This window comes from Aeromicrobium sp., assembly GCF_049586495.1.
In the GTDB taxonomy this organism is placed as follows: Bacteria; Actinomycetota; Actinomycetes; order Propionibacteriales; family Nocardioidaceae; genus Aeromicrobium.
In genome coordinates, this window is record NZ_JBAVCB010000206.1 from 1 (window position 1) to 3,539 (window position 3,539).

At 69.2% G+C, this 3,539-nt stretch carries 5 protein-coding genes; 3 read left to right on the top strand and 2 right to left on the bottom strand.

Annotated elements, in window-relative coordinates:
- From WB508_RS11030 to WB508_RS11040, 3 genes are all read left to right on the top strand, one after another.
- Nucleotides 1-770, top strand: a 770-nt coding sequence (locus tag WB508_RS11030; RefSeq protein WP_423844935.1) for an ATP-binding cassette domain-containing protein, incomplete at its 5' end; no start/stop codon positions are given.
- Nucleotides 767-1,558, top strand: coding sequence for an ECF transporter S component (locus WB508_RS11035; RefSeq protein WP_423844936.1), 792 nt, complete (start codon nucleotides 767-769; stop codon nucleotides 1,556-1,558). The genes WB508_RS11030 and WB508_RS11035, both read left to right, overlap by 4 nt.
- A gap of 10 nt (nucleotides 1,559-1,568) precedes the next feature.
- Complete coding sequence (locus WB508_RS11040; protein ID WP_423844937.1) at nucleotides 1,569-2,093, top strand: MarR family winged helix-turn-helix transcriptional regulator; 525 nt, start codon at nucleotides 1,569-1,571, stop codon at nucleotides 2,091-2,093.
- A gap of 2 nt (nucleotides 2,094-2,095) precedes the next feature.
- Here WB508_RS11040 and mmsB read toward each other — a convergent pair whose 3' ends face one another.
- Nucleotides 2,096-2,977, bottom strand: coding sequence for a 3-hydroxyisobutyrate dehydrogenase (mmsB, locus tag WB508_RS11045; protein WP_423844938.1), 882 nt, complete (start codon nucleotides 2,975-2,977; stop codon nucleotides 2,096-2,098).
- The coding region (locus WB508_RS11050) for an enoyl-CoA hydratase/isomerase family protein (protein WP_423844939.1) at nucleotides 2,974-3,539 on the bottom strand (566 nt) is incomplete at its 5' end. The genes mmsB and WB508_RS11050, both read right to left, overlap by 4 nt.

A 3,539-nucleotide genomic window follows, 5' to 3' on the forward strand; every position in this document is an offset into this window, starting at 1 on the left:
GTGACGTCTTGCTCGACGCGTCTGGCGTCACGGTCCGCTACGGCTCGACCGTCGCCGTGCGAGAGGTCGCCGTGCAGGTGCGGGCGGGCGAGGTGCTGGCCTTGATGGGTCGCAACGGATCGGGCAAGTCGTCCTTGCTGTGGGCCCTGCAGGGAACTGGTCGGCGCACGGCCGGCACGGTGCGCGTGGCCGGTGTTGACCCCGGGGCCGGGGGATCGGCCCAGGCCCGGGCGCTGGTGGGCCTGGTGCCCCAGACCGCCTCCGACCTGCTCTACCTCGAGACGGTGCAGGCCGAGTGCGCCGCCGCCGACCAGCAGGCCGAGTCCTCGACCGGTTCCTGCCGCTCGTGGCTCGACCGACTGGCTCCTGGGGTGCCGGACGATCGGCACCCGCGCGATCTCTCTGAAGGGCAGCGACTCGCGCTCGTGCTGTCGATCGTGCTGACCTCACGACCGCGAGTCATCGCACTCGACGAACCGACCCGCGGACTGGACTACGCCGGCAAGCACCAGCTCGCCGTGATCGTCCGCACGCTGACTGGTGAGGGCCACGCTGTGGTGCTCGCGACGCACGACGTGGAGTTCGTCGCGCAGGTCGCCGACCGGGTCGCGGTGCTCGCCGAGGGTGAGATCGTCTCATCGGGTCCGGTCACCGACGTGCTCGCCGAGTCGCCAGCCTTCGCACCGCAGGTCGCGAAGGTGCTCGGGGCGCCGTGGCTGACCGTCGACCAGGTCGCGCACGCCCTGTCGGCCGGTGATCGATCATCGTGAGGACGCTCGGACCCCGGTCGATTGCCGTTCTGGCCGTCGCCTCGTTGCTGGGAATGGCCATGTTCGTGTGGCCGTTGCTGGTGCGCGTGCCAGAGGGAACGGTCCGGATCGACCCACCGTTCATCCTGCTGGCGCTCCTGCCGCTGGTGGTTCTGGTGGTGGTCGCCGAGATGTCCGAGGACGGCATCGACTCCAAGGCGCTGGCGATGCTGGGTGTGCTGACTGCGATCAATGCGGCGCTCCGCGCGCTGGGGGCCGGCACCGCCGGCATCGAGGTCGTGTTCTTCCTGCTGATCCTGAGCGGACGGGTGTTCGGGCCGGGCTTCGGCTACCTGCTGGGTTGCACGTCGTTGTTCGCGTCGGCGCTGCTGACGTCCGGTGTCGGCCCGTGGCTGCCGTTTCAGATGATGGCTGCAGCCTGGATCGGGCTCGGCGCGGGCCTGTTGCCGCGGCGCGTGTCCGGCCGGACTGAGATCGCGATGCTGGTGATCTACGGGATCGTCTGTGCCTACCTGTTCGGCGCGCTGATGAACATGTCCTCGTGGCCGTTCGTGGCCGGCATCGCGCTGCCGGGCCACGAGGGCTCCCTGTCGTACGTGCCTGGCGACGCAGTGCTCGACAATCTGCACCGCTTCGGCATCTACACGCTGCTGACGTCCACGGGCGGATGGGACACCGGCCGCGCGATCACCAATTCCATCGCGATCATCGTGCTGGGCCCGGCGATCCTGGCCACCTTGCGGCGCGCGTCGCGTCGAGCCCGGTGGGTCACCCCCGTCGGACAGTAGGCTGGACTGCGTGACCGACCTCCCGTGGGATCCGATCGCCGAAGCTCGGCAGAACTGGCGTGAGCATGGCTGGGAGGACGCCGCCGACGGAATGGCGGCGATCACCTCGATCACCCGGGTGCACCAGCTGCTGATGGCCCGTATCGACGCCGCGTTGAAGCCGCACGGGGTGTCATTCGCGCGTTTTGAGATGCTGCGGCTGCTGGCCTTCGCGCAGCACGGCCGTCTGCCGATGAGCCGGGCACGGACGTTGTTGCAGGTCCACCCCGCCAGCGTCACCAACATCGTCGACCGGCTCGCGACCGATGGTCTGGTGCACCGAGAAGCCCACCCCGAGGACGGCCGGTCTGTGGTGCTGGTCCTCACCGATGCTGGCGCCAGGTTGGTCGAGCAGGCCACGATCGATCTGAACCGTGATGTGTTTGAGAGCCCGGGGTTCGACTCCGACGAGATCGCTCAGGTCACGCGAGTTCTGGCGGGATTTCGTGAACGGGCGGGCGACTTCCGCACCGCCACTCCGCCCGATCCGCTGTAGCTCTACTGGTCGCCGGAGGCTTTGCGCACTCGGTTGATGATGCCGGAGAAGTCGAGCTGGGCTCCGTCGCCGTCGGCGAACTCGCGGTAGATCTCCTGCACCAGGCGACCCACCTGGGTGTCGGTGCCGGTCAGCTCGGCGGCCTGCATGGCCAGACCCAGATCCTTGGCCATCAGCGGCGAGGCGAAGCCGGGCTTGAAGTCCCGATTCGCCGGGCTGGTGGGCACTGGCCCGGGGACGGGACAGTTGGTGGTCAGCGCCCAGCACTGGCCGGTGGCAGCCGAGGTGACGTCGAAGATCGTCTGGTCGGTCAGGCCGAGCTTCTCGCCCAGCACGAACGCCTCGCTGACGCCGACCATGGAGATGGCGAGCATCAGGTTGTTGCAGACCTTGGCGGCCTGACCAGCGCCGGAGTCGCCGCAGTGCACGACCTTGCCGGCCATGGGATCGAGCACCGCAGTGATCTCGGGAAGATCCTGGGCGTCGGCTCCGACCATGAAGGCGAGCGTGCCGGCTTCGGCGCCCACGACGCCGCCGGAAACCGGGGCGTCTGCCGCGCGGAGGCCCGCATGCGTGGCGCGATCTGCCGCCGAGCGAGCGTCGTCGACGGCAATGGTGGACGAGTCGATCATCAGCGTGCCGGGTGCGAGGTGCTCGAGCACCTCGTCGTAGACGGCGTGCACCAGGGCCCCGCTGGGGAGCATCGTGATGACGACGTCGGCGTCCTCGACGGCAGCAACAGCAGAGGCGACGACGGGCACACCCGCCGCCTCGGCGGGCCCGGGGTTCAGGTCGAAGCCGGCCACGGTGTGCCCGGCCGCGATGAGGTTGGCGGCCATCGGCGCGCCCATGTTGCCCAGTCCGATGAAGGCGATCGTGGTCATGCTGACTCCCGTGTGTCGTGGTGGTGCAGGCCGAGCTCACGATCGCCGAGAGGGGCGAAGCAGGCATCGATGGCTGCGAGGTCGAGATCTTCGACGGTGGGCGGATCCCACCGCGGTGTACGGTCCTTGTCGATCACCTGCGCGCGCACGCCCTCGACGAAGTCGGCTCGTTGCTGCAGTCTGATGGCGAGCCGCAGGTCTTGGTCGAGCGTCTGGCGCAGGCCGTCGAAGGTGGCTGCTTGGCGCAGCGACCGCAGGGCGACAGCGCACGACATGGGGCAGTGCCGCCGGACCCTCGTGGCGACCTCGGGCCGGGACACCTCCAGCCGCTGGATGATGGTGAGGAGGTCGTCACCGGCATAGGCGTGGTCGATCCACTCGCGGTCAGCGAGCAACGGGGCCCTCGGCGGCGTGGTGGCGGTCTGCGCCAGGGCTGTGGCGACGTCGGTGGTCTCCAGTGCGGACACCAGGTCGGCGATCCGGTCCGTCGGCACGAAGTGATCGGCCATGCCGATGGCGATCGCGTCACCTGCGCCGATGGATCCGGCGGTCAACGCCAGAT

Coding starts and splice junctions, on each gene's coding strand:
- mmsB (WP_423844938.1), bottom strand. CDS start 2,977: ATGACCACGATCGCCTTCATCGGACTGGGCAACATGGGCGCGCCGATG.